Origin of the sequence: Bacillus sp. AR13-1 (genome assembly GCF_008042285.1) — a bacterium.
Taxonomy (GTDB): domain Bacteria; phylum Bacillota; class Bacilli; order Bacillales; family Bacillaceae_G; genus Bacillus_A; species Bacillus_A mycoides.
This window is the reverse complement of the sequence record NZ_QNUA01000056.1, coordinates 1-25,871: the sequence shown is the minus strand read 5'-3', so window position 1 is coordinate 25,871 and position 25,871 is coordinate 1. Positions and strand designations below refer to the sequence as shown.

27 protein-coding genes and 2 other annotated features are annotated in these 25,871 nt (G+C 36.7%); of the genes, 17 read left to right on the top strand and 10 right to left on the bottom strand.

Annotated features, from left to right (window positions below):
* Window positions 1–33: 33 nt before the first annotated feature.
* From cotY to DN408_RS29290, 5 genes are all read right to left on the bottom strand, one after another.
* Entirely contained in the window at window positions 34–504 is a 471-nt protein-coding gene (gene cotY / locus DN408_RS29310) for a spore coat protein CotY (RefSeq protein WP_002011392.1), read from the bottom strand.
* Between the two features lie 143 nt (window positions 505–647).
* Window positions 648–2,714, bottom strand: coding sequence for an ATP-dependent helicase (locus DN408_RS29305; RefSeq protein WP_147740500.1), 2,067 nt, complete (start codon window positions 2,712–2,714; stop codon window positions 648–650).
* 99 nt (window positions 2,715–2,813) lie between these two features.
* Window positions 2,814–3,236, bottom strand: a complete 423-nt coding sequence (locus tag DN408_RS29300) for a GNAT family N-acetyltransferase (protein ID WP_050000080.1) — start codon at window positions 3,234–3,236, stop codon at window positions 2,814–2,816.
* Window position 3,237: 1 nt separating this feature from the next.
* Window positions 3,238–3,756: a YjcG family protein gene (locus DN408_RS29295; RefSeq protein ID WP_002011397.1), complete on the bottom strand. Its 519-nt coding sequence runs from the start codon at window positions 3,754–3,756 to the stop codon at window positions 3,238–3,240.
* A 90-nt stretch (window positions 3,757–3,846) separates the two neighbouring features.
* Window positions 3,847–4,578, bottom strand: coding sequence for an alpha/beta hydrolase (locus tag DN408_RS29290; RefSeq protein ID WP_002030493.1), 732 nt, complete (start codon window positions 4,576–4,578; stop codon window positions 3,847–3,849).
* 203 nt (window positions 4,579–4,781) lie between these two features.
* Between DN408_RS29290 and DN408_RS29285 the strand changes: the two genes are divergently transcribed.
* Window positions 4,782–5,693, top strand: a complete 912-nt coding sequence (locus DN408_RS29285) for a DMT family transporter (RefSeq protein ID WP_002030492.1) — start codon at window positions 4,782–4,784, stop codon at window positions 5,691–5,693.
* A gap of 181 nt (window positions 5,694–5,874) precedes the next feature.
* On the top strand, window positions 5,875–6,450 hold the full coding sequence (locus DN408_RS29280) for a Crp/Fnr family transcriptional regulator (RefSeq protein ID WP_078178308.1): 576 nt from the start codon (window positions 5,875–5,877) through the stop codon (window positions 6,448–6,450).
* On the opposite strand, the gene DN408_RS29275 is transcribed toward DN408_RS29280, so the two are convergent.
* The gene (locus tag DN408_RS29275; RefSeq protein ID WP_078178307.1) at window positions 6,440–7,111 is read right to left on the bottom strand and encodes a DUF4386 domain-containing protein; all 672 of its coding nucleotides are present in this window, start codon (window positions 7,109–7,111) and stop codon (window positions 6,440–6,442) included. The two genes, DN408_RS29280 and DN408_RS29275, sit on opposite strands and share 11 nt — an antisense overlap.
* 87 nt (window positions 7,112–7,198) lie before the next feature.
* On the opposite strand from DN408_RS29275, the gene DN408_RS29270 reads away from it, so the two are divergent.
* Window positions 7,199–7,594, top strand: a complete 396-nt coding sequence (locus DN408_RS29270; RefSeq protein ID WP_002186408.1) for a PH domain-containing protein — start codon at window positions 7,199–7,201, stop codon at window positions 7,592–7,594.
* Between the two features lie 24 nt (window positions 7,595–7,618).
* Here the strand turns inward: DN408_RS29270 and DN408_RS29265 are convergent, their stop codons facing one another.
* Window positions 7,619–8,017, bottom strand: a complete 399-nt coding sequence (locus DN408_RS29265) for an Ig-like domain-containing protein (protein WP_002125992.1) — start codon at window positions 8,015–8,017, stop codon at window positions 7,619–7,621.
* A gap of 158 nt (window positions 8,018–8,175) precedes the next feature.
* Window positions 8,176–9,654, bottom strand: coding sequence for a sodium/proline symporter PutP (gene putP, locus DN408_RS29260; RefSeq protein ID WP_002125993.1), 1,479 nt, complete (start codon window positions 9,652–9,654; stop codon window positions 8,176–8,178).
* Window positions 9,655–9,960: 306 nt separating this feature from the next.
* Window positions 9,961–10,198, top strand: a binding site (T-box leader).
* Between the two features lie 42 nt (window positions 10,199–10,240).
* Window positions 10,241–10,485: a binding site (T-box leader), on the top strand.
* Window positions 10,486–10,536: 51 nt separating this feature from the next.
* On the opposite strand from putP, the gene trpE reads away from it, so the two are divergent.
* The 10 genes from trpE (at window position 10,537) to DN408_RS29210 (ending at window position 19,739) form a co-directional block, all read left to right on the top strand.
* On the top strand, window positions 10,537–11,955 hold the full coding sequence (gene trpE / locus DN408_RS29255; protein WP_002125995.1) for an anthranilate synthase component I: 1,419 nt from the start codon (window positions 10,537–10,539) through the stop codon (window positions 11,953–11,955).
* Complete coding sequence (locus DN408_RS29250; protein WP_002086924.1) at window positions 11,952–12,539, top strand: anthranilate synthase component II; 588 nt, start codon at window positions 11,952–11,954, stop codon at window positions 12,537–12,539. The genes trpE and DN408_RS29250 overlap by 4 nt, the downstream gene beginning before the upstream one ends.
* Window positions 12,536–13,561, top strand: a complete 1,026-nt coding sequence (gene trpD / locus DN408_RS29245; RefSeq protein WP_063226136.1) for an anthranilate phosphoribosyltransferase — start codon at window positions 12,536–12,538, stop codon at window positions 13,559–13,561. The genes DN408_RS29250 and trpD overlap by 4 nt, the downstream gene beginning before the upstream one ends.
* A 1-nt stretch (window position 13,562) precedes the next feature.
* Window positions 13,563–14,324: an indole-3-glycerol phosphate synthase TrpC gene (trpC, locus tag DN408_RS29240; RefSeq protein ID WP_002125998.1), complete on the top strand. Its 762-nt coding sequence runs from the start codon at window positions 13,563–13,565 to the stop codon at window positions 14,322–14,324.
* Window positions 14,321–14,935, top strand: coding sequence for a phosphoribosylanthranilate isomerase (locus DN408_RS29235; protein WP_002186404.1), 615 nt, complete (start codon window positions 14,321–14,323; stop codon window positions 14,933–14,935). Before trpC ends, DN408_RS29235 begins: the two co-directional genes overlap by 4 nt.
* Complete coding sequence (gene trpB / locus DN408_RS29230) at window positions 14,932–16,125, top strand: tryptophan synthase subunit beta (RefSeq protein ID WP_002086917.1); 1,194 nt, start codon at window positions 14,932–14,934, stop codon at window positions 16,123–16,125. Before DN408_RS29235 ends, trpB begins: the two co-directional genes overlap by 4 nt.
* 3 nt (window positions 16,126–16,128) lie before the next feature.
* The gene (gene trpA / locus DN408_RS29225; RefSeq protein ID WP_002011422.1) at window positions 16,129–16,905 is read left to right on the top strand and encodes a tryptophan synthase subunit alpha; all 777 of its coding nucleotides are present in this window, start codon (window positions 16,129–16,131) and stop codon (window positions 16,903–16,905) included.
* A 74-nt stretch (window positions 16,906–16,979) separates the two neighbouring features.
* The gene (locus tag DN408_RS29220) at window positions 16,980–17,330 is read left to right on the top strand and encodes a DUF4029 domain-containing protein (protein ID WP_002086916.1); all 351 of its coding nucleotides are present in this window, start codon (window positions 16,980–16,982) and stop codon (window positions 17,328–17,330) included.
* 134 nt (window positions 17,331–17,464) lie between these two features.
* Window positions 17,465–18,964 carry an L-lactate permease gene (locus tag DN408_RS29215; RefSeq protein WP_078178306.1) on the top strand — a complete coding sequence of 500 codons (1,500 nt, stop codon included), beginning with the start codon at window positions 17,465–17,467 and terminating at the stop codon, window positions 18,962–18,964.
* A 91-nt stretch (window positions 18,965–19,055) separates the two neighbouring features.
* Window positions 19,056–19,739, top strand: a complete 684-nt coding sequence (locus DN408_RS29210; RefSeq protein WP_078178305.1) for a DUF2278 family protein — start codon at window positions 19,056–19,058, stop codon at window positions 19,737–19,739.
* Between the two features lie 14 nt (window positions 19,740–19,753).
* Here DN408_RS29210 and DN408_RS29205 read toward each other — a convergent pair whose 3' ends face one another.
* Window positions 19,754–20,587, bottom strand: a complete 834-nt coding sequence (locus DN408_RS29205) for a hypothetical protein (protein ID WP_078178304.1) — start codon at window positions 20,585–20,587, stop codon at window positions 19,754–19,756.
* Between the two features lie 200 nt (window positions 20,588–20,787).
* Here DN408_RS29205 and DN408_RS29200 point away from each other — a divergent pair, with 200 nt between their 5' ends.
* Window positions 20,788–21,570, top strand: a complete 783-nt coding sequence (locus tag DN408_RS29200) for a zinc ribbon domain-containing protein (protein WP_002126012.1) — start codon at window positions 20,788–20,790, stop codon at window positions 21,568–21,570.
* Between the two features lie 19 nt (window positions 21,571–21,589).
* Window positions 21,590–22,828, top strand: a complete 1,239-nt coding sequence (locus tag DN408_RS29195) for a TcaA 3rd/4th domain-containing protein (RefSeq protein ID WP_078178303.1) — start codon at window positions 21,590–21,592, stop codon at window positions 22,826–22,828.
* Between the two features lie 43 nt (window positions 22,829–22,871).
* Here the strand turns inward: DN408_RS29195 and DN408_RS29190 are convergent, their stop codons facing one another.
* Window positions 22,872–23,294: a hypothetical protein gene (locus tag DN408_RS29190; protein WP_002188801.1), complete on the bottom strand. Its 423-nt coding sequence runs from the start codon at window positions 23,292–23,294 to the stop codon at window positions 22,872–22,874.
* Window positions 23,295–23,493: 199 nt separating this feature from the next.
* Between DN408_RS29190 and DN408_RS29185 the strand changes: the two genes are divergently transcribed.
* Window positions 23,494–24,828, top strand: coding sequence for an FAD-dependent oxidoreductase (locus DN408_RS29185; protein ID WP_002126016.1), 1,335 nt, complete (start codon window positions 23,494–23,496; stop codon window positions 24,826–24,828).
* A 159-nt stretch (window positions 24,829–24,987) separates the two neighbouring features.
* Complete coding sequence (locus DN408_RS29180; RefSeq protein WP_002030461.1) at window positions 24,988–25,398, top strand: DUF3908 family protein; 411 nt, start codon at window positions 24,988–24,990, stop codon at window positions 25,396–25,398.
* The last annotated feature ends 473 nt before the right edge of the window (window positions 25,399–25,871 follow it).

Below are 25,871 nucleotides of genomic sequence, written 5' to 3'. Positions count from 1 at the left end.
CCACCCAATCCATGCTTAAATTAGTATTCAGTTTTATATAGAAACATCGCGTAAGCATTGAATAGCGCAGAAGCAACTTAAATCAACAGTAATACAAGAGGAGGTTGATACTAATCTTGCATTTGGTACAGCTAAAAATGTACAGATTGGATCGTCACCAGGTGGTACAGAGGTACCATCACCTAAAACTACAGTTAATACACGCAATACAGCACAGTCATCATCATCTATACTCTCTACACGGAAAATTGGAGATTGGCAGCTAGTAAGGCTTGCAGATGGTGCAAATGCTTCAAAAGGTGTTCCAGCTTTTGTGTATAAAATAAAAGGACGTGTATTCGCTACTGATGCAGTGTTATGTGCTCCTAAAAATGGAACTTCGCAACCAGATCCACATGTTGTGGTTGCACATTCTTGTAGTTCATGTATAAAACGAACGACATTAGATACACAGTTGAAATCACAATCATGGTGTTGATGATCTTCATTACAATTGCAGCTCATTATGTTCACTCCTTATCGTGAGTTCTGACATACACTATTACAATATGAACGGGATATGGTTGATATTACGTTAATTCTCAGGATAGAAACAGGGAATTTATATAGAGGGGATGTACATATCGTGATATGGAAAAAGACACCCATTATTTAATGGATGTCTTTTCAGGTAAATCTTTTTGCGTAGTATATAGAAAACGAGATATATCTAGTTTCTTTCCTCTGAAAAATTGCGGGGAGGAAATGTAAAGTTCTTCTTTTGCGCGTGTAATGGCGACATAGAGTAATCGTCGTTCTTCTTCTAATGCTTCAGAAGTCTCCGTCACACGGTCATTTGCATCTTTTAAAGAAGAAGTATGCGGCAATATACCATCGCTTGCTCCGAGTAAAAAGACGCATGGAAACTCAAGGCCTTTCGCGTTATGAATTGACATAAGCGATACAGCATCTTTTTGCGGCATTGTTTTTAATGCTTCCATTTCTTTTTGACCTTGAATGGCCTCGTTAATAAATTGTAAGTAAGCTGGAATATCCGTAAAGCGAGTTGCTGATTCCATTAATTCTTCTAACATTTCTTCTTGTATGTCCTTATGCATCGTAAAGGAAGAACGATCATTACTTTGTAAGTACTCTAAATACTTTCCTTTACCATGAATAATTTCTTTCAATGCTTTTTTCGGTTCAAGTTCTTTTATAAACTTAATAAAATCGATTCGCTCATTTACTTTTTTAACTTGAAAAGGTTTCAAGCTTGGGTTTAGTAATAGAAAATGAAGAAGAGAAGGGAAACGGCCCTCACCATATTTCCATTGTTCACGTTCAATAAATGAAATGCACTCATCACGGCCAATATACATTGTTGGTAATATATTTGAAAGTGATTCGAGGCGGAACGGTTCAAGCACGAGTCGTAAGTGATCTAATACGGGCCTAATTAAAGAATGTTCGTAGAACGATTGGCTCGCTCCATGTTTAATAAATGGAATCTTATGAATTGTAAGCTGATCAAGTAAAGAACGGCTTACAGAATGTGTACGATATAATAAACAAAAATCTTTATAATTTCGTTCACCACTATCTACTTTTTCCTGAATGAGTTGCAAAATTTGATTTGCTTCATCAAGAGTTGTCGCAGGTCGTGCATAAAACGGCTGTATGCCATCGTTACGAACAGAATATAGCTCTTTATCAAAACGTTCTTGATTGAGCTTAATAACTTCATTTCCAAGTCCTACGATAAATGGATTAGATCGATAATTCGTATTAAGTGCGATAATCGTAGTATTATCAAATTCCTTTGGAAAAGATAAAATAATTTGGTGACTTGCCCCTCGCCAGCCGTAAATCGCTTGATCGTCATCACCTGCGATAAATAAATTATTTCTCGGCGTGGCTAACAATTTTACAATTTCATATTGTGCATACGACGTATCTTGAAACTCATCTACTTCAATGTAATGAAAACGCTCTTGTAATTGAGTAAGCAGGGGAGCGTTATTTTCTAACATATAATACATTTCTAATAAGATGTCGTCAAAATCGATATAATTGTGTCGTTGTTTTAACTCTTCGAAACGTTCGTATACTTCTTTGAACTCTTGTTCAACCGGTGTTTTCGCTTTTACATCTTTCGGACGATTCAATTTGTTTTTCTCAAGTGAAATCATAGCGAGTATCGTTTCGGCATCATAATCGTCTTTTAAGCGCAATTCTTTCAAAATTTTCTTTATCATAATTTGTTTATGTTTTTCATTTGCTAAAATTTGCTGATTATATCCTTGACTACGAAGCAATTTTAAAAAGACAGAGTGGAATGTACCAGCAACGACATAGCTACTTGCAGCATGATTCATACCAGGTAAATTCGCTACACGGCTTCGAATTTCTTCAGCTGCTTTTTGTGTAAACGTCAGCAGCAAAATATTTCGCGGATGGACATGTTTTACATTAACTAAATAACCAACGCGAGTTGTTAAAACAGATGTTTTACCACTTCCAGCACCAGCTAGTGTAAGGACAGGTCCTTCTGTCGTTTGCACTGCTTCTAACTGTTTTTCATTTAAATAAACACCTTGCTGTTCTAAAGCGCGGAAATACGCCGCATCTGCATCTTCTTCCATAATTAAATGGGTAGATGTTTTCGGAATATGATACGCCGCTTGCGGAATGCCAGCGTGTGTTAACGGTTTTTGTGAAAATTTTTCTTGTGTCATATATTCACCTTCAAAACTATAGCATCAACATTTAACTTTAGCGGAAGAAAAAGAAAATAGCAATGTAAAAAACAGGAGGGGCTACCTCCTGCTACAAAATTATAATTCTTTTATCATTACGACGTGCGGGATATTTGCTTCCATAAACACATCAGAAGCCGTCACGTATCCTAGCTTCTTATAGAAAACTTCAGCATGTGTTTGAGCATGGAGTTTCAATTTCGGTAGAGACTCTTCTTTTGCATGCGCTTCAAGTGCATCCATAATGATTTTGCCAATGCCTTTTTGGCGATGGGAAGCTAGTACGCAAATGCGCTCCATTTTTCCTATTCCATCAACGATGCGGAAGCGACCAGCACCAACTGGAACATCATTATCATATATAACAACGTGTGTTGAAATCTCTTCAAACTCATCATACTCTTCTTCTGCAGAAACCTGTTGTTCATTTACAAATACTTGCTTACGTACAGAGAATGCATCATTTAGTTGTTCGTCCGTTTGTACGATTTGTGCGTGCAAATTAGTTGTTCTCCTTTCCGAGGTGGAATGTTTCATGTACAGTCCACGTTCCATTTTCTAATTGGTATAGAAGGTGGAAACGATCGATTGGTTGCTCATAATAGAAATCTTTCATACGTAATCGACCTAATACATCAGCGTGCTCTGCGTCTGATAAGTCTTGACCGATTGTTAAATGAGGTACGAAAGAGTACTCGCGCTCTTGTGTAAAGAAACCATTATGCATTTCTTCATTTAAGAAAGTAAGTTCAGGTGTTTTTTCTACTTTAAAATAAAGAACATTATTAACAGGTGCGAATGAACCGACTTTCCCAACATGAAGGGTGAAAGGGTTCGTTTTATTTGCGATTGTATGTAACTCATTCACAATCGATTCTAATTGTTCATCTTGCGTCTCAAAGGGTGTTTTCAATGTAATATGTGGCGGAACTAATGCGTAATGCGGATCATAACGTTTACGTAATCCGTTCGCTTTATCTTGAATCATTTTTGATGGAAAAATTACAATTCCTAATTTCATGTTCCAATTCCTCCCTTTGCAAGTCTAGTTAGATTTTGAGAATAAATCTCTTTATCTATTATATCAAATTATTCTGAATACCGCTCTCTATTATTTCATTGATAGAATATGAGAAAATGCTTTTGGTAAATCTGCTTGCCAATATTTCCATGTGTGATTCCCTTCAAACTCTTCATAATGCGTGATGAAATTTCTATCTGTAAGTAGTTTATTTAACTCGCGATTTGGTTCTACGAAATCAGATACTTGTCCGTCTGTACGCTTGACAGCTGTTTCTTCGGTCCCAATTACGTGATAAAGATCTAGCGCCCCCGGATTTTTGAAATCTTTTGCTAAGTTCATGACTGTTTCATCAACAAATGGTGATTGCATAACGACCTTACCAAATGTATGCGGATACATAAGTGCGGTCATGAAGGAAACTGTACCGCCGAGAGAATCTCCAATTAAAACGCGTCCTTTACCCATTTGATACGTTGGATAATTTGCATCAATATATGGAGCAAGCTCGTGAGCAAGGAAGCGAATGTAAGCAGCATTCTTTACATCATTTGGAAAATATTTTTCCTTACGATCGTGTACATTTTTATATGGAATACCGACAATAATTGTGCGGTCAATTTCTTCAGTTTCGCGAAGGCGCTCAATTACACGGTGCGCTTTACCAAGCTGAAAATAATCTCTACCATCTTGTGCAATAACAACCGTATGCTTATGGAGAGGTGTGTAATTTACTGGTAAATAAACAAGAAGTGTAAGCTCCTCTTGAAGTGATGTACTAAAAAATGAAATTTCTTCAATTCTCCCTATTGTTTGATTCATGTATATCCCCCTAAATAAAAATTTACTGTAATGATTGTAAGAGCGACGCTTGTAGTGAAAAGGAAAGAAATAATCACTAATAGGTGCCTTAATTTCTATTTTACCATAATGGTACGAAGAATCTAAAAAATTAGTATTTAAGTTGTGAAAGAAAACGGATATAATGAAGTGGGATTTTTTACAGGTGAGAGGGGAGACAGGATTTGAAACAAGAAAGATCAATCGCACTACCACTAGCAATTTCCATTATAGCAATTTCATTCGCAGCTGTTTTTGCAAAGATGTCCTCAGCACCATCTTCCGTTTTAAGTATGTATCGATTATGGATTATCGTACTTATTATGCTGCCGATCGTTTGGAAAAAACGGGAAGAGTTTAGTAGGATTCAAATAAAAGATTGGGGATTTTTAATTGGATCTGGTTTCTTTTTAGCTCTTCATTTTCTTCTATGGTTTGAATCCTTAAAGCATACGACAGTTGCTAGTTCGACGATTATTTTAGCACTTCAACCGATCGTATCTTTAGTGGGAGGTTTTTTCTTATTTAAAGAAAGAACAACCTATTCAGCAATTGCGACGATGGGAATTGCGATACTAGGCGTAATGTGTATTGGCTGGGGAGATTTAGGGCTAAGTGAGCAAGCAATTTATGGGGATATATTATCCTTTTTAAGTGTAATAGCAGTTGTCGGTTATTTATTTATCGGACAAACGACAGTAAAGAAAGTATCTCATTGGATTTATAGTTTCACTGTATTTGCCTTCGCTGGTATATTTATAGCGATTTATAACGTTATACTTCAAGTGCCATTTACAGGCTATACGAAGTGGGATTGGAGTATTTTTCTTTTACTTGCGATTGTACCGACAGTGTCACACGTCATTAATAATTGGTTATTAAATTACGTAAATGCAACAACGATTTCAATGAGCATTTTAGGAGAACCAGTTGGGGCATCTATACTAGCGTTCTTCTTACTTGGAGAAAAATTAAATGCAATGCAAATTATCGGTAGCATGCTCGTATTGTTTGGTGTATCTGTTTTCTTACTACAGCAACAAAAGCGAACAGCAAAAAATGTGGTGAACGAACCGGCTTATACACAGGAATTATAACGAGTTTATTCTAATATACGAAAAGAGAAGTTATTGGTAACTTCTCTTTTTTTTGTTCCATGCAGAAAATAAAACAGATTAATAGGGGGAATTCCCGCCATGTAGCATGAAAAAAGATAATATATAGTGGAGTTAAATCATACGTTTCTCATACAAATATAGAGGGGGAAGGAGAGACCAAATGAAAGAGACTTTAATGAAATACATGACAAATCTTACAACATTAAGTGAAGAGCAGCAGCGCATGATCGTAGAAGAATTACAAATTGAAGAGTATAAAAAAGGAACAGTGCTCTTAAGACAAGGAGATGTTCCGTCTAAATGTTATTTTGTATTAAAAGGATGCGTGAGGCAACATTGTATAGATGAATCTGGAAAAGAAGTTACATCAAATTTTTATACAGAAGAACAAGCAATCGCAAATTTCAATCATCATAAACAAGATAAATTATCCCCACATACGTTAACGTGCCTAGAAGATTGTCTAGTTGTAGTTGGCGATCTGTATAGTGAAAAGGACATGTATAAGAAATATTCACAGTTAGAAGAAATGACGCGCCAAATGATTGAATACAATTTTGGTGAAGTACAAGAAGAACTTACATTATTTATTACATCGACACCAGAAGAGCGCTACAAATCATTATTACAAAAACGACCGCATTTAATCGATCGTGTTCCTCAATATCAATTGGCAAGTTATCTAGGTATTACGCCAGAATCATTAAGCAGAATTAAGAAACGACTCAAACAGTAGAGTTTTTTCCACCTCTAAGCAATAGCCATATACTAAATCCTAGTTCACCTGTGATCATCGGTAGTTGAAAGACAACGTTAAGAATGGAAATAATCGCATCATATTGTGAAAACATCGTATTCATTAGGTTAATGATGATATAGCCGATTGCAGCAATGAGCAGTAATATACTAATAGTCTTCGGTATGTTTTTAGATTGAAAGGTTACATATCCTAAGGTGAGAAGATGTAAGCCGAAAATGATTAATCCTACAGACCAAATGTATTCAAAAGCTTCTAGAAATAACATTGTATATGCTTCTGAATTAGCAACTGTGCTTTTTGAAAGAAGTAATACAAATGTTAAATTGAATATAGCAATCCCAAGTATAGCTGTATACATAAGACGAAGACAGGCAGCTAGTAATGAGAGGCTAGTATGGATAGGTTTTAGAAAGAAATAAAGAGCCCACGAGGCGATAATATCCGTAATAAAAATGATAATCCATCCGAAAATTTCTGCTTTGAAAAGTGAACTTGAAGTTTGAATATTATGGAGTGTCGTGCTCGCATTACTTGGTACAACGAGATTTCCGTGAACAAAACCGTAAGAAAAAAATGCAGTGAATGCCATGATAAGAAGAGAAGTGCCTGCAAATAAGGCGAAATTTCGCTCAGTCATAATACGTCCTCCTATTCTAATGTTGTTTTCATTGTAATAGGGAAGAGGAGGAGATTCATTGACTTAAATCAAGGGAGAGGAAGTTTAGTGGAATTTCCATCAAAAAAAGATGTATGGTTATATCCGATTTTTTTCGTTGTCATTGGAGCGTGTTTTGCTCCCATATTTGCAGGGAGAGAATATTTTCTTTTATTTTTTACAATTCCGTTGGCTATACTGTTTAGTTGGAGTTGGTTTTCAACAAAATATATCGTTAAGGAAGAAATAATTATGATTACATCAGGTCCGGTTAAAAAGCGTATATTTATACGAGACATAAAACGAATTTCCAATACAAAAAATCCAATAGCGGCTTATGCGTTATCATTCGATCGATTAGAAATTGTTTACGGATCATATGAAACAGAGATTATTTCTCCTAAAAATAAAGAACAATTTATTAATCTTGTGAAAAGTAAAAATCCGCACATTGAAATAAAGTAAAAGAGTGGCTACGAAGCCACTCTTTTACTTTGGATTTGTCATATAAGGTTGTACATGAATGACGCATAGGTCACGAAATTTTCCTTCAGCAGTTGTAACAATTACGACTGCTCTTCCCGCACTTTGTCCAGTAATCGTCACAGTTTCACCTTTTGGATATATTGTGATGACATCAGAATTCATATTGGTCCAAATAAGTTCTTTATTCGTCGCTTGCATTGGTAAAACGGAAGCTGATAACTCAGTACTTTGCCCAGTTTTTATTTTTAACTTATTTTTTTCCATATGAACACCGATAACTGAAATAACAGAAGGAGCAATTGAAATTTTGGGTGGATTAGGTTGAATGTTTAAACGAGAAGCAGAAGTATTTGTAATAGGTGAAAATTTTCTTATGTGTTGTTGCTGGAAAGCTGCTAACATGTTGGAGTCCCCTTTCTGTATAAGTGCTAATACTAATACTATAAAGGAGTAGTGTTATGTTAAATTTAACGAAACATAAAGAATTTGTTAAATTTGAGAAGAAGATTGTCGAACTGTAATAAAAAAAGCTCTGCTGTTACGATAACAGCAAAGCTTTTTTATAGACTATGACTATGTTGTTTTTCGAAATCCTCAAATTGCTCTTCAACCTCTTTTGAAGGTTGAGTTAGTAAACTAACGATTATGATTGCTAGTAAACTAATTGTGAAACCAGGAATCATTTCATATAAGAAGTTTGTTAAGAATTTAAATTGAGTCCATATAATAACAGTCGCGGCACCAGAAATCATACCAGCAAGCGCGCCCCATTTCGTCATACGTTTCCAATATAGACTTAATAAAATAGCTGGTCCGAATGAAGAACCAAATCCAGCCCAAGCGTATCCAACAAGAGCTAAAATCGTATCATTTTGTTTAAACGCTAATGCGCACCCAACTAAGGCGATACCAAGAACAGCCATACGACCGACAAATACAAGCTCTTTATCAGAAGCAGAACGTTTAAAGAATGTATGATATAAGTCTTCTGTTACAGCACTTGAAGTAACGAGAAGCTGAGATGAGATTGTACTCATAATTGCAGCTAAAATCGCTGCTAATAAAAATCCAGTAATAAGTGGATGGAATAAAATTTTTCCAAGCTCAAGGAAAATTGTCTCTGGGTTAGATAATGTCAAATCTTGTTGTGAATAGTAGGCAATACCGATAAGACCAGTAAACATAGCTCCGACAACAGAGAAAATCATCCAGCTCATACCAATTCTTCGTGCGCTTTTAAGTTCTTTTACAGAAGAAATTGCCATAAAGCGTACGATAATATGAGGTTGTCCAACATAACCAAGGCCCCATGCGAATAAGGAAACAATTCCTAAAGTGGAGGCACCTTTAAAAATATCTAAACGTGTTGGATCTACAGATCGAATTGTATCAAATGCAGGTCCAAGTCCGTTTGCATTCATAATTGTTACGATAGGAACAAGAATAAGAGCAACTACCATAATGATTCCTTGCACGAAGTCTGTCCAACTTACAGCTAAGAAACCACCAAATAATGTGTAAGCTACAACAACGCCTGCTACAATGAATAATCCAATATGATAGTTCATACCAAATGAATTTTCAAATAATACAGCGCCTGAAACTAGTCCTGAAGCTACATAAAAAGTAAAGAAAATCATAATAACAAGTCCGGATACTAAGCGTAGCATGTGAGATTTGTCGTGGAAACGGTGTTCCAAAAATTCTGGAATAGTAATAGAGTTGTTTGCAATTTCAGAGTAGGTACGTAAGCGAGGAGCGACATAAAGCCAGTTTGCGTATGCGCCTAATGTTAGGCCGATCGCAATCCAACTACTACTTAATCCAACGCTAAACATTGCACCGGGTAATCCCATTAAAAGCCAACCACTCATATCAGATGCTCCAGCACTTAATGCTGTTACTGCGGGGCCTAGTGTACGCCCGCCAAGCATATAATCTGTTAAGTTGGACGTTCGTTTGTAGGCGAAATAGCCGATTACTAACATCCCGAGCATGTAAATAGAGATAGAAGTTAAAGTTAACATCTGCGTACTCATGTAGTTCCCCTTCCTTTTGTCATGTCTTTTGATGCGTTATGCATATGTATAATCTATCATGATTATTCAGAAAAATCCATTCAGAAATATGAATTTTCTGAAATGTAAGCGTTTTTTGACAATGTTTCGCTTTTGTAATATATGATTTTCTGACAAAAAACCTTAATTTTAATAGAGTATTTATTATATTTACATAAAAACAGGTTGTTTTGTCAATATAATATCGAACGAAGAAAAAATATTTTTTTCGAAAAAAATATTGACTTTTTAGAAACGTGAGGAATATAATGAGTGCAACTTAAAAAAATGCAAGCGTTGATGAAGAAGAGTACACATGATGAACATGTCAGAGAGCTGATGGTTGGTGCGAATCAGTATGGAATTGATGTGGAATGGGCTTCGGAGCTTCCAAACCGAAACGAAAGAAGTAGGCTTTGGCGACATGATCTCATCGATATAAGAGACACGTATTGTTTTTGATACGGTAAAGTGCGTTACGTTTGTAACGAATTAAGGTGGCACCACGGGAGTACCCGTCCTTTCTATAGGATGAGTACTCCCTTTTTGTGTATAAAAAATTAAATATGTTAAATCGTTTAAGTAAGAAGAGTACGTATAATGGAGACGTTACAGAGAGCCGGGAATAGGTGGGAGCCCGGTGCGGTGCCATATACGGAATGGGCTTACGAGAGGTATGCTGAACAATTGTTTTCAGTAGGCAACCCGGGTTCCGCCGTTACAAGGATAAGGTATATATTTTGTACCTGAATAAAGCGGGATGCTTTTGCGTCCAACCTGAGGTGGTACCACGGTAAATTTATCGTCCTCTACATATTTCGATATGTAGGGGACTTTTTTATTTTTCAGAGTGAGGTGAAAGGCATGATGACAAAAGAGGAATTTATGAAGCAAAAAGAACAAAGAAAAACATTTTTAGTAATCGCTGAAGAAGAAGGAGATAGCATTACGCCAATTTCTTTATATAGACGTATGAAGGGAAAGAAAAAGTTTTTATTAGAAAGCTCACAGCTTCATCCAGATAAAGGGCGCTATTCTTACTTAGGGTGTAATCCATATGGAGAAGTGAAAAGCGTCGGTATAGAAGTAGAACGAACGATGTATGGGCAAACAGAAAAGTTGCAAGGTAACGTATTGCAAGTGTTAGAAGAGGTAATCGCACCATCGCTAGTAGAGAGTCCATTCCCATTTTGCGGAGGAGCAGTTGGTTATATTGGTTATGACGTCATTCGGCAGTATGAAAACATTGGAGCAGATTTACACGATCCATTAAATATTCCAGAAGTACACCTTTTACTATATCGTGAGTTTACCGTTTACGATCATTTACGCCAAAAGTTTTCATTTGTATATGTATGCAGGGAAGACGATTCAGCTTCTTATGAAGAAGTATACGAAAGATTGCAAGTATACAAAGAGGAAGTGCTAAAGGGAGAAGAAGCGGAAGTAAATGAAATACAATCAACATTATCATTCACTTCTTCCATAACGGAAAAAGAGTTTTGCGAAATGGTAGAAACGGCGAAAGAACATATACGAGCCGGGGACATATTCCAAGTCGTATTATCTCAGCGTTTGAAAAGTGAGTGTAAAGGCGATCCATTTGCACTATACCGAAAACTTCGCATTGCAAACCCGTCGCCATATATGTTTTATATCGACTTTCAAGATTACGTTGTACTCGGTTCTTCGCCGGAAAGTTTGTTATCAGTTAGAGAGGATAAAGTGATGACGAACCCAATTGCGGGTACGAGACCGAGAGGGAAAACGGAGCAGGAAGATGAGGAAATCGAAAAAGAACTGTTAGGAAATGAGAAAGAGCGGGCGGAGCATATGATGCTTGTGGACCTAGGGCGAAATGATATTGGCAGAGTAAGTGAAATTGGATCTGTGATGATAGATAAATATATGAAAGTAGAAAAATACTCTCACGTTATGCACATTGTATCTGAAGTTTACGGAACATTGCGAAAACGAATAAGTGGATTTGATGCATTAGCGTATTGTTTACCAGCGGGTACAGTATCAGGTGCTCCGAAAATTAGAGCGATGGAAATTATTAATACGTTAGAGCATGAAAAAAGAAATGTATACGCCGGAGCAGTTGGATATATTTCATTCTCAGGAAATCTTGATATGGCGCTAGCAATTCGAACGATGGTTGTAAAAGACGAGAAAGCGTACGTTCAGGCAGGAGCGGGTATCGTCTACGATTCAGACCCGGTTGCTGAATATGAAGAAACATTAAATAAAGCGAGAGCGCTTTTGGAGGTTATGAAATGATTGTACTTATCGATAATTATGATTCGTTCACATATAACTTGTATCAACTATTAGGCGAGTACGAGAAAGAAATTGTTGTCGTAAGAAATGATCAAATAACAATTGAACAATTAGAGGAGATGAAGCCGAAAGGAATTGTGCTCTCACCAGGACCTGGGAAACCAGAAGATGCTGGAATTTGTATCGATGTTATTCGTCATTTTTATAAGAACGTTCCCATCTTAGGAATTTGCCTTGGCCATCAAGCAATCATATCCGCATTTGGAGGAGAAATTGTTAGAGCAGAGCGCATTAAACACGGAAAAACATCGCGTGTGAAACATAACGGAACGTCAATCTTTTCGTACGTAACGCAGCCGTTAACAGCAATGCGTTACCATTCACTCGTCGCAGTGCAAAATAGTTTGCCGCAGTGTTTTGACATACTTGCGACAGCGATGGATGACGGAGAAATCATGGCAGTTCGTCACAACTATTATCCGCTCTTCGGATTACAGTTTCACCCAGAATCAATTGCAACAGAAGAAGGCGGAAAGTTAATACGTGCCTTTTTAGCAGAAGTGAAAGAGGAGGAGAGAGTATGAACAGTTATCTTCGAAAATTAGTAGAGGGACAACATTTAACAGAAGAAGAAATGTATGAAGCGGGACTTCTTTTATTAAGTGACAACATATTGGAAAGTGAAGTTGCAGCTTTCTTAGTATTGCTGAAAGCGAAAGGCGAAACAGCAGAAGAAATATACGGTCTCGTTCGTGCTCTTCGCGAAAAGGCATTACCGTTTTCAAATCATATAAAAGGCGCGATGGACAATTGTGGAACGGGTGGTGACGGTGCGCAAACATTCAATATTAGTACAACATCGGCATTTGTACTTGCCGGAGCTGGTGTAAAGGTTGCGAAACATGGAAACCGCGCTGTTTCTAGTAAAACAGGAAGTGCTGATTTATTAGAAGAACTCGGTGTAAACATTAGTTGTACGCCCGGTGAAATTGACTACTTATTAGAAATTGTAGGGATTGCCTTCTTATTCGCACCAGCGATGCATCCAGCATTAAGACGCATTATGAAAATAAGAAAAGAATTAAACGTTCCGACGATCTTTAACTTAATTGGACCGTTGACGAATCCGGTTAATTTAGAAACACAATTTGTCGGTATTTATAAGCGAGATATGTTATTGCCGGTAGCGGAAGTATTGCAGAAACTTGGCAGAAAACAAGCGCTCGTCGTAAACGGAAGTGGCTTTTTAGATGAAGCATCATTACAGGGAGAAAATCATGTCGTCGTTTTAAAAGATAATGAAATAGTAGAAATGAGTATTGATCCAGAAAAGTATGGTTTTTCAAGAGTGAAAAATGAAGAAATTAGAGGTGGGAATTCAAAAGAAAATGCAAAGATTACACTCGGAGTATTAAGCGGAGAAAAGAGTGTCTATCGCGATACTGTTTTATTAAATGCAGGTCTAGCCCTTTTCGCAAATGGAAGAGCAGAAACGATTGAAGAAGGAATTACACTAGCAACGCACAGCATTGACTCTGGAAAAGCATTAGCCAAACTAAACTTATTAATTGCAGCAAGCCATGAAAAATTAGAAAGGGTGAATTAAAATGGGGACGATTTTAGACAAAATTGTAGAGCAAAAGAAAGTAGAAGTTGCGGAGTTATATGAAACATATTCACCAGTGAAAGAAAAAAGGAAAACACACTCACTTGTAAAAGCTTTAGAGCAGTTTACTGTAATAGCAGAGGTAAAGCGAGCGTCTCCATCAAAAGGTGATATTAATTTACACGTTGATGTGCCAAAACAAGTGAAAACATATGAAGAATGCGGTGCTGGAGCAGTTTCGGTTTTAACAGACGGTCAATTTTTTAAAGGGTCGTTTCACGACTTAGAAACGGCAAGAGCAGAAAGTAACATTCCGCTTTTATGTAAAGATTTTATAATCGATAAAATCCAAATTGATAGAGCGTATGAAGCAGGAGCAGATCTTATTTTATTAATTGTTGCAGCATTGTCAAAAGAGAAATTAAACGAGCTTTATAACTACGTGCTAGAAAAAGGATTAGAAGCGATTGTTGAAGTTCATGATGAACAGGAATTAGAAATTGCAATCCGATTAAATCCGCACGTTATCGGTATTAACAACCGTAATTTAAAAACATTTGAAGTAGATTTAAGCCAAACTGAAAAGCTCGGAAAACGACTGAATGAGGAAAACCTACTTTGGATTAGTGAAAGCGGCATTCATTCAAAAGAAGATATTATTCGCGTCAAACGAGCTGGTGCAAAAGGTGTATTAGTTGGAGAAGCACTTATGACATCATCTTCTATAAGTAACTTTTTCGAAGACTGTAAGGTGAACATATGAAAGTGAAAATTTGCGGCATCACTGATGTTGAAACAGCAAAACATGCTTGCGAATACGGAGCAGATGCAATTGGATTTGTTTTTGCAGAAAGTAAGCGGAAAATCACCCCAGGGCTAGCGAAAGAAATTATTGGGGAAATTCCAGTCCACGTTTTCAAGGTAGGTGTTTTCGTAAATGAATCAGTAGAAGTGATCCAGAAAATTGCAGAGGAGTGCGGGTTAACGCATGTGCAACTACATGGGGATGAAGACAATCATCAAATTAGGAGATTGAATATTCCGTCTATAAAAGCAGTAGGAGTAGCTTTAGAGAAAGATATTGAATGTGCGAAAAAATACGATACAGATTATCTGTTATTTGATAGCCCGAAAGAAAAGTTCCACGGAGGAAACGGAAAGACATTCTCATGGGAGTTACTCGCACATATGCCAAACGAGTTGCGAGAGAAAACGATATTAGCTGGTGGATTAAACATCCTTAATATAGAAGAAGCAATTCGAACCGTTCAGCCATATATGATCGATGTGAGCAGCGGAGTAGAGACAGAAGGAAAGAAAGATCTAAAGAAAATAAAACAATTTATTAAAAAAGCGAAGGAGTGTTCAAAATGAACTACGCATATCCAGATGAAAAAGGTCATTACGGTATATACGGAGGACGATACGTTCCAGAAACGTTAATGCAATCCGTATTAGAATTAGAAGAAGCATATAAAGAAGCGATGCAAGATGAAGCGTTTCAAAAGGAATTAGATCATTATTTACAAACGTATGTTGGAAGAGAAACACCGCTTTATTTCGCTGAAAATATGACGAAGTATTGCGGCGGAGCAAAAATCTATTTGAAACGTGAAGATTTGAACCATACGGGAGCTCATAAAATTAACAATACAATCGGTCAGGCACTTCTTGCGGTAAGAATGGGTAAGAAGAAAGTTGTCGCTGAAACAGGAGCAGGACAACACGGAGTTGCAACAGCTACTGTATGTGCACTTTTCGGTTTAGAATGCGTCATCTTCATGGGAGAAGAAGATGTGAGACGACAAAAATTAAACGTGTTTCGAATGGAATTACTCGGAGCAAAAGTAGAAAGCGTTGCGGCAGGTAGCGGCACGTTGAAAGATGCGGTAAACGAGGCGCTGCGTTACTGGGTTTCACATGTACACGATACGCACTACATTATGGGATCAGTTCTCGGGCCACATCCATTCCCGCAAATTGTTCGTGATTTCCAAAGTGTAATTGGGAAAGAAACGAAAAAGCAATACGAAGCGTTAGAAGGGAAATTACCAGAAGCAGTCGTTGCTTGTATTGGCGGTGGTAGTAATGCAATGGGAATGTTTTATCCGTTCGTACACGATGAAGAAGTTGCTCTTTACGGTGTTGAAGCAGCTGGAAAAGGTGTTCACACAGAAAAGCACGCAGCCACTTTAACGAAAGGAAGTGTCGGTGTTTTACACGGATCGATGATGTACCTTCTGCAAAATGAAGAAGGGCAAATTCAAGAAGCGCACTCTATTTCGGCAGGGCTGGATTACCCAGGTGTTGGGCCAGAACATAGCTTGCTAAAAGATATTGGCCGCGTTTCTTATCATTCCATTACAGATGAAGAAGCGTTAGAAGCATTTCAATTATTAACGAAAAAAGAAGGGATTATCCCGGCATTAGAAAGTTCACATGCTGTTGCATACGCTTTAAAACTAGCGCCGCAAATGAAGAAAGACGAAGGACTTGTCATTTGTTTATCCGGCCGCGGTGATAAAGATGTAGAGAGTATAAAACGTTATATGGAAGAGGTGTAAAAAATGGGAGTAGAAAAAATTATAGCAGCGTTTGAAAATGGCAAGAAAGCATTTATTCCGTATGTAATGGGCGGAGATGGTGGACTTGAAAAGTTAAAAGAAAGAATTCGTTTTCTTGATGAAGCAGGAGCAAGCATCGTTGAAATCGGTATTCCGTTCTCAGATCCAGTCGCAGACGGTCCAACTATTCAAAGGGCAGGAAAAAGAGCATTAGATAGCGGTGTAACATTGAAAGGTATTTTTCAAGCATTAATAGAGGTGAGGCAAGAAGTTCAAATTCCATTTGTACTTATGACATATTTAAATCCAGTACTCGCATTCGGAAAGGAACGTTTCATTGAGAGCTGTCTTGAAGCAGGGGTGGACGGTATTATCGTTCCGGACTTACCGTATGAAGAACAAGACATTATTGCACCGCTCCTTCGCGTGGCGAATATCGCTTTAATTCCACTCGTTACCGTAACGAGCCCTATTGAACGAATTGAAAAAATTACGAGTGAATCACAAGGATTCGTCTACGCCGTTACAGTAGCGGGCGTAACGGGAGTACGTCAAAACTTTAAAGATGAGATTCGTAGTTACTTAGAAAAAGTAAAAGCACACGTCCACTTACCAGTAGTCGCAGGATTCGGTATTTCAACACGAGAGCAAATTGAAGAAATGATTACAATATGTGACGGCGTTGTCGTTGGAAGTAAAGTCATTGAGCTGTTAGAAAATGAAAAGCGAGAAGAAATTTGTGAGTTAATACATGCAGTAAAAGAAACAGAAGAGGCTTAAGTCTCTTCTGTTTCTTTTGTGTAATAAATGTTAAAATATACAGAAAATACTTATAACTTAGAGGGTGAGAAGGCATGCTAAGACGTAAACTATTATATCTTCTTTTAACTGTACCATTATACGCTTGGCTCATTAGCATGACGAAAATAGAGTTGATGGCTCTGTTTTTAGGATATGTATTCATCTTTTCCCAATTAAATCGAATACAAGAGCAATCTATTTTAGAAGTATGTATATTTTCGGTTAGTATAGAACTATTTAGTATCGTTTCGATTGTATTATTAAGTGAATTATTCCAATGGATCCATTCATTTGAATTAATAAAACTTGGGAATATTGTATTGCAAGTAATATGTGCTTATATTGTGTTTGTTGTACTAGAAAAAATGATTGGACAGCAGACGGTTTTTCAGGATAAAAGATAAAAGATAAAAGATTAGTTATTCAAAAAAGGAGCCAAGCGGCTCCTTTTTTAAATCTGTTATAAAAATAATTGAAAATCATAACATCTGTTGTATAATAGTTAAAAATTGCAATTTTTACGAAAAGAGATGATAGCATGGCCATATTGTTGGCACTTATCCCAATTATGATGATTTTTATTTGTTTATTTTTGTTTAAACAAACGTCATTAAGGGCTTCATTAATTTCTTATGCCGTTTCTGTCGGAATCGTTTTACTTTCGCCAACGTTCCAATTAGGGATAAGTGAAACTGTGCACGCAACGATTAAAGGTTGGTTAATTTGTTTTATTGTCGGATACGTTTTATTTTTCGGTATTTTTTTATTTCACCTCATGAACAAAATGGGGTACATCGATCAAGTAGCGCGTTTTCTAGAAGAAGTTACGCACGATAGCTTACTACAAATGCTTCTTATGTGCTTTGGCATTTGTCCACTTATTGAATCAGTAAGTGGATTCGGAATTGGTTTTATGGTCGCAGCACCTATTTTTCTTTCGCTCGGTTATAAACCGTTTCAAGCTGTGCTACTATCGTTTATCGGTTTACTTGCAAGTTCATGGGGCGCGATGGCAACGGGTACGATTATCGGTTCTCAGCTTATTAACATGCCGCTCACAACTCTTGGTACAAATACAGCATTATTAAGCATCCCGATTTTCGCATATTTTATCTTCCTTTCTTTATACGTTGTCGGTGGCTGGCAGGCAGTTATAGAAAAGTGTAAGGAAGGAGTAGGATTCTTTCTATTATTTTCTCTCGGAATCTATCTTTCTAACGCATACGTAAGTGTTGAACTTGCAGGGATATTAAGTTCTATCGTTACCATTACATTTGGCTTTCTAATCATTAAATTAAAAGGCAAAAGTGAGCAAAACTTTATAACAGAACATGCGGCGACTGCAGAGAGAGAAGTATCTATTATAAAAATTATTAGCCCTTATATATTCTTAACAGTTTGTATTTTACTTTCCCGCCTCGTTCCAGTATTACATGATTTTCTTAGGTCATATGCAGTTCTCGATTTAAAATCATATTCTTACAAACTAGAGCTACTATATTCACCAGGATTTTGGCTCGCTATGACTTGTTTATTTACAATTATTTTCTTCCGCATTCCATCAAATATTATTAAACAATCACTCTCACAAACGATAAAACAATGGATTCCTTTCGCTATTACAACGACAATGTTTATCGCAATTTCAGAACTAATGGGTGCATCTGGTATGCATTCATTACTCGCAAAAACAGCTGGTGAAACATTTGGGACGTTTTTCGTTTTCGTTGCTCCTTTCATAGGCGGAATTGGCGGCTTTTTAACAGGTAGTAACGCAGGATCAAATGCGATGTTTATAAAGCTACAAATGCAAACAGCGCAAAACGTAGCACTCCCGTGGCAATATGTCACAACGCTCCAAAACACCGCATCATCAGTAGCCACAATCGCTTGTCCATCACGGATTACACTAGGCGCGTATTTATGTAATATCCCTTATCGTGAAAATGAACTATTAAAGAAGACGACGTTAATGATTTTTGGTGCGGTGTTGCTTGTAGTGGTGGAGGTTATTGTTTGGTATATGTTGAGAAAATAAGAAATCCTCCTGGGAAAGGAGGATTTTCTTTTTATATGGATAATGCCTAAAGTATGAACAGCTTCTACTAAATGAATAGGAGATGAAAGAGATGCCCTTAAAAAACTACGGTGTATTAAAAGGTACAGTTGTACAATCTAAGATTGGAAAAGGGAAAACACCTCATTATCAAGTTCATTTACAAGGCGAAGCAGGAGTTAATTATCGCATTGCAATTAACGTGAAATCGCAAAGCTATCCGTCGGAAGTTTTATATTTTGCGAGTAACAATATTCGATCAGAGGCGATTCATATTTTACCGACATTACCGTTCGGTTTTACGGAAGTGAAAAACAATGAGCCGAAAGTAGCTTTAGATTATGTAAGATGTAATTTATTTGATTCAAAGCAAATGATTCCTTTACCTGCTGAAAAATCGGGATCTGATAATGATTTAAATGAGAAAATAGAACATTATATAAAAAGAGCAATAGATGAGAAAGCAATTATTTATGCGTTTGGTGAAAGGTGGGGACCAGAAGAAAAGGTTCCGGATTCGTATTTCCACTTTACACCTGGAAACGGTATACACGATATTCATATGAATCAAGGGAATGTAGAGAAATGGCAAGGTGATGATGGCAAATGGCAAGACGGTGGGATATTGATTCACTTTGAGAAGAAGGAAGAGTGGATTGGTATTTTTCTTGCCTTTCAGTCACAGTCATGGTGTACCGATGAAGAAGGGCACGCTCGTGTTCCGGTTGAGCATTGTGATTATAAGAGAAATAATTGATGAGAAGAGGGCGTTCACAATGAACGCCCTCTTCTTATTTTATAAAACACAAAACTCACAAGTGTAGAAATACAAGAGAAAAGAAGCGCCACACTAGAAAACGCGATGAAATACATATTATACTTCATCATTTTACCGATTAGTTGGTTACTATCGTACTGAAACAGTCCCGCTATTATATTGAATAAAAATAATACGATAAACATGACGATAACACCGTCTATTGATCCTTTAATGTCTGGTTTACTTAAAGCGATATGTGCGGAAATGCAAATAGCGATAAATAAAAATAACCAAAATGAAGGATTCAATAAATTGCTAAATGTAAATAAGCTTTTCAATAATACAAACGTCGATATTAGCATGTTTTGGATCATGTCTAAGCTAATAGAAGTCGATGTAACAGTTTTTTCCAGATTCGTATTAAATAAAGAATATGAATCTGGTACGAAATAGCGCATTAAAAGTATTAAGGCAGTAATCCCAGAAATAATAGGACCGATGCCGATAAAGAAATTACCGATTCGTTGGTATATACTTTTTTGATTGTATTGATGTTGTACGTAACCTAAAGCTCCCTGACTTGTATCTGTTGGGAAAAACTGCGTTGCTACAATTTTATGACGAAATAATAGACACATAATTGCATGTCCAAGCTCATGAACGGGAACACCAATCCACGCGGTTAAAAGAAAACCTTTCCTACCAAAAGCTCTTGACCAATACGTTCGTGTGAGAGATTCTAAATAACCTAATATAAATCCAATTACAATGATGACACCAATTAAAGAAAATAATTGGATCACACTTGTAAGGAGTGTTTGAAAAATCGAGTTTACAAATTCCACTGTCTTCATCCAATCTGTTTAAAGTTTCACTTTATTTGCTCTGTTTCATAATAACATTATTTTTCTATATTACTAGCACACATAGTTTCGTTTAAAAGAAGGATTTCATATTCTTTTTCTTGTAGTCATGTTTTATGTACAAAGTCATATATTGAATTTGTAACACCCTATAAGGTATATGCTTAAGGAGGGATGAGAGAATGAAATGTCCGGCATGTAATACTGAAAATGCAGCGGAAGCAAGGTTTTGCGGCAATTGTGGACATTCGTTAACGGAAGAAGTGGTAGCGAGTGGTGGGCAAGAAGAAGGGCAGCTATCGCGCCCGGCACGAGTAAAGGAAACTCGTCCGAATGAAACGGTAGAGCAAGTGAAACAATTTGCAAGTGGCTATTTTCAGTTCTTTAAAAATGCTTTTAAATCACCATCGGCCATTATGGAAAGTGGAAATATTGAAGTGCGAAATGGAATTGTAAGTCTTGTGCTTATTTGCTTTTTAGGAGCATGTATTTTTTATAGAATGATGAGCGCAGCGGCGACTGTTACGAGGACATTAGTGCCAGATATAGCTACTCCTACTTTCTTTGGAGAATCTGTAATGGTCTTTTTCTTTTTATTAATTTTAACTTTATTTGTCGGATTTATTATTTTTGTAAGTGGTAAGATGATGAAATCATCTTTTTCTTTTCTTGAATCATTCGGTATATGGGGGACGATAGCGACGCCAGCTATTGCTATACTAGTTCTTTCTTTTCTATTTAGTTTCCTATTGATCTTTTTTTTACCAATCTTATTAGGGCTGGCTACAACGTATATGGGAATTAGTATAATTGTAGCTATATTAAAACTAGACAACGGCGGAGTAGATCCTGTTTACACACTTATTATCGCAAATGTTTTAATCGGAATTGCAACGTTTATCGTGTTTTGGTCTTACATTAAAACGATAATCCAAACCTTTATCGGGGGATTAACAGGCTTCTAACGAAAAGGTGGTTGAATGGATGAATGTATGCACAAAGTGCGGGACTCATTTTGAAGACAGTGTGCAATTTTGTCAAAACTGCGGGACGAAGAGGCGGGATCCTGTAGTAAAGAAGCAGAAAATGAGCAAAGGGACAATAATTGGAATTACACTTTTAACATTTTTTATTATAGTATTGGGCGGATTATATGCGTATGGATCTTCATATTACTCACAATCATCGCAAGTAGAGAGAATTATTACTGTTTTACAAGAGAGGGACGGGGAGAAATTAGCTGAGATCACCACGGCAGATGATCCAGCCGTTATTGTCACAAGAGAGAGTGTAACGGCTCTATTTTCATATATAAAAGAAAATCCATCTTACGTGAATGAATTGAACGAATATTTGAGGCAAGGTGAAAAACAAGGGGATGGAATAGAAAGAGCAGATTTTTCTTTAACGAAAGACGGGAAGTATTTCTTTTTATTTGATCGGTATAAATTGAAAGCGAAGACGTATTATACGACGCTGCTTTCAAATGAAAAAGGTACATCTTTAAAAATGAACGGAAAAGAAATTGATAAGACAAATGACAAAAAGTTTGAGAAGCAATATGGACCGTTTCTTCCAGGAACTCAAGTGTTTCAAGCGGAATATAAAAATGACTATGTAAAACTATCACGAGAGGAAAAGGTTGTACTTATAAAACAAAGTCAAAATAATGTAACGGTAGATTTAACGTTGCAAGGGCAATATATTACAGTTCAAACGAATGCGTCTGGTGCAACATTGTACGTGAATCAAAAGCCAGTTACTGCGTTGACTGGAGAAGAAATTACGTGGGGACCGATAGCGACTGATGGAAGTGCGGCGATTTATTTAGAACGAAATGGAGAAAACGGAAGGGAAACGACAAAGGTAGAAACGGTAACGGCACTTTCGGCTTATAATCTTCCATTTCAAAAGAAAAGTGTAGAAAAAACAGTTGTTTACAATGTTACTCCACCGCCTACGACTCATTATGTATATAATGGTTTCATCTTCCCTGATAGTGATATTCGAAAATTAACGAGTACGGACTTAACATATTTATCGAAAGAACAATTGAAAATAGCAAGAAACGAAATATACGCAAGACATGGACATATGTTTCAAACGAAAGATATGCAAGCGTATTTTTCAAAACAGTCTTGGTATAGAGAAAATCCGTATTTTACAGGAAAGCTAACAGATATTGAAACTTATAATGTTGAATTGATCAAATCAAGAGAATAAACGCGTGAAAAAGGTACAGTGCATAGCTGTACCTTTTCTATGGTTATTTAGCTGGACCAGGATCCCTTGAGAAAAAGATATGAAAGAGGAATGTGACTTTGCTTGCTCCTCCTGATGTACTTGCTTGCACATCAGATAATGCACTAGATGTTAAAACACCTTCAGAACGAGGGGGTACGACTATTTTGAGAGTATCATCTTTTTCTGATGAGGCAGTAACTGTTATTGTATCATCAGATAAGTTTACAATTTTAACAGTACCGATTGGTAAGATGGACTTGCCAGCGTGTGATGCTGAAGAGAAGCGAGAGCCTTTCCAAATCGTTTGTGCGAAAGTCTCATCATTAGATAACCAAGCACGAGCGCTGTATAATGTTACGTTAATAGAAAATTCTTGATCAAGTGGCATGGCGGCTTTCGGTTCTTGCGGTTCCTCTGGAGTTTGAGCGAGAAGGCCGGCGCACATGTATGTTTCACCTACTTTCAATAGTTACTGTTATAGCATATTAAACATCTTGTTTATAAGACACGACGGATACCTATTCATGCATAGGTTTGTGCACCAAATTTGTAGATAGAATTCTATTTCTTTACAATGGAAGTAGGGGTTATTTCTATAAAATATGGAAATCGTAAAGAGTATGTAAAAAAGAAGGAGTGGTAAAGTGAACTATGTCATTATTGGCGGAGATGCAGCAGGTATGAGTGCAGCAATGCAAATTGTTAGAAACGATGAAACTGCAAATGTTGTAACGTTAGAAAAAGGTGAAATCTATTCATACGCTCAGTGCGGATTACCGTATGTGATTAGTGGTGTTATTGCTTCTACTGAAAAGTTAATTGCACGCGATGTAAAGACGTTTCGTGATAAATATGGAATTGATGCGAAAGTACGTCATGAAGTAACGAAAGTAGATACGGAAAAGAAAATGGTGTACGCAGAGCATACGGAGACGAAAGATGTTTTTGAATTTCCGTATGACCGTTTATTAATTGCGACTGGAGTGCGTCCTGTTATGCCAGAATGGGAAGGGCGAGATTTGCAAGGCGTTCATCTTTTAAAAACAATTCCGGATGCTGAGCGCATATTAAAAACGCTAGAAACGAATAAAGTTGAGGCTGTAACTATTATTGGCGGCGGTGCAATTGGACTAGAGATGGCAGAAACATTCGTCGAACTTGGTAAGAAAGTAAGAATGATTGAGCGAAACGATCATATTGGCACAATTTATGATGCCGATATGGCGGAATATATACATAAAGAAGCAGATAAACATAATATTGAAATTTTAACGAATGAAAATGTAAAAGCGTTTAAAGGAAAAGAAAGAGTAGAACAACTAGAGACGGATAAAGGGACGTATAAAACTGATCTCGTTTTAGTATCTGTCGGTGTACAGTCAAATACTGATTTTCTTGAGGGGACAAATATACGTAAAAACCATAAAGGTGCAATTGAAGTAAATGCTTATATGCAAACGAATGTGAAAGACGTATATGCTGCTGGTGATTGTGCAACACATTACCATGTTATAAAGGAAATTCATGACCATATCCCGCTCGGAACGACTGCGAATAAACAAGGGCGACTTGCCGGACTCAACATGGTTGATAAACGCAGAGCATTCAAAGGTACGTTAGGTACAGGCATTATTAAATTTATGAATCTGACGCTCGCAAGAACAGGCTTAAATGAAAAAGAAGCGAAAGGGCTAAACATCCCGTATAAGACGGTCAAAGTAGATTCAACAAATATGGCGGGCTATTACCCGAGTGCTTCGCCACTTCACTTGAAATTACTATATCACGCCGATACGAAACAATTATTAGGCGGTCAAGTAATTGGAGAAGAGGGCGTAGATAAACGTATTGATGTTATCGCGATGGCACTTTTCAATAAAATGAGTATTCACGATTTAGAAGATGTCGACTTAAGTTACGCACCACCATATAACAGCGTTTGGGATCCAATTCAACAAGCAGCAAGGAGAGCGGAATAGCACTTTTTTAAGTGCTATTTTTTTTGTGAAAGGGGAATAAATAAAGTTTCACTTTATTTTGAATATACCGTTCACCCTTGAAAACATAGTATGTATCGCTTATATTGTCATATAGTATTTATTTTTTAATAAAGCAATGAACGAACCAGGAGGCACAGTATGGCAATTAACATGAATACAATCGAAGAATGGATTGCTGAATCAAATGCAAGAAACGAAGAAGACTTAGGAAACGTTGTTGAAGAGATGAAAGAAGTATGTGTCGGACTTGATAACGCGACATTAATTTATACGAAAAACGTATTTTGTTTCGGTAAGAAAGTAGAAGTATTCTTCTTCTTCCAAGATCACGTCGTTATCGGAGAAGAGAAGGAAGAGTATATTGAGATTGAAAAATTAAAGTATGATGACATTACAAATAGCAACTTAAAAACAAATGACAAAAATACAACGTTAGAACTAAAGTTTTCTAACGGGAAAGCTATTAATTTAGATAGTCTAAATGATAACTATGGTACGAAAAACTGGTTATTTGCAAGACAAATTAAGAGTATTTTTAAAGTAATCTAGTAGTAAAAGGCGGGCATTTGTAGGGTCTGCCTTTTTTAGTATGTTGAAGAGGTGTTATAAATGAAAATGATGAGTAAATTTCTTATGATGGAGAAATAGTAAATGAAATCATATCAATGAAAATTTATATATCGACATTTTGGAAAAGGATATAGATTTTCTGAAAAATAACGACGAAAATAAAGTGCTCCAATAACAATCTGAGAAAAAGCAGATCATGGTAGGCATTGCTATTAAGTTAAGAAAATTATTGCCCTAAAAAATAAAAAAATAGCTGTTGAGAGATGAAAATTTCGTTTTGGATTACTTCAGAATATTAGTTTAATGGGTAGTCCTTATATATAGAACTTACATAAAATCTAGATGAACTCCAGATACGTGTTTTATGATGAATCTTTTCCTCAATTTAGTGTTAAGAATTTTTCCTTTTTGTAACTGAAATATTGAATGTGGTAATTCTAATTCTAATTCTA